The organism is Turicibacter sp. T129 (assembly GCF_025594975.1).
Classification (GTDB): domain Bacteria; phylum Bacillota_I; class Bacilli_A; order MOL361; family Turicibacteraceae; genus Turicibacter; species Turicibacter bilis.
The window spans coordinates 1-677 of the sequence record NZ_JAMQUU010000108.1 but is presented as its reverse complement, the minus strand read 5'-3'; the positions used below and the strand labels follow the sequence as shown (position 1 = coordinate 677).

Here is a 677-nt window from a genome sequence, read left to right as displayed (position 1 = left end):
TAGTCATTTTGATACAGCCCCATTTTTTTACTAATATTCAACATTTTTATCTAACACAGCTTAAACTAAAAATATAAGACTTTACCTTTTCTTCATATCCTTCATTGATAAAGCCTAATTTCTCTAACAATTTCATACTCGGTATGTTACCTTCATCCACTAAACAGACAATTTCATACTCCAAATATTTATAATGAAGAGACTTAACTAAAGCGGATAGAATTTCAAAAGCATAACCCTTTCTATGATGCTTGTATGAAATCGTATAGCCAAGTGTTATTGTTTCCTTTTTAAAATAGATTGCTACATCTCCAATGAGTTCATCTGTCTTTAGAGTAATAGCGTAATGCTGTTCTGTTTCTGATAGAAAATGTTGGTCTTTATTTCTTTTAATAAACTCACTAAGAGCTTTTTCAGACTTATCGTCATATCTTTGATACTTTGCGCATATTTGATTATTGCGGTAATCAAATAATTCATAAATATCAGTATCTTTGAAATTTCTAAGTTTCAACCTTTTAGTTTCAAGCATTTTATCCCTCCCCTCATTAAATCTTTATAGCATATATTAATATATATTATAACACAATGTTTTTCGTAAAAATTACAAGCTCTGTTAGATTTCTTATTTACCAACAATAAAATCTAACAGAGCTAAAAATAAAAAAGTGTTTGAC

General features: G+C 28.1%; 1 protein-coding gene. It reads right to left on the bottom strand.

Going from position 1 to position 677, the window contains the following annotated elements:
- Positions 1–46 precede the first annotated feature (46 nt).
- The gene (locus tag NEH75_RS13110) at positions 47–532 is read right to left on the bottom strand and encodes a GNAT family N-acetyltransferase (protein WP_055306076.1); all 486 of its coding nucleotides are present in this window, start codon (positions 530–532) and stop codon (positions 47–49) included.
- Positions 533–677: the final 145 nt, after the last annotated feature.

Coding starts and splice junctions, on each gene's coding strand:
- NEH75_RS13110 (WP_055306076.1), bottom strand. CDS start 532: ATGCTTGAAACTAAAAGGTTGAAACTTAGAAATTTCAAAGATACTGAT.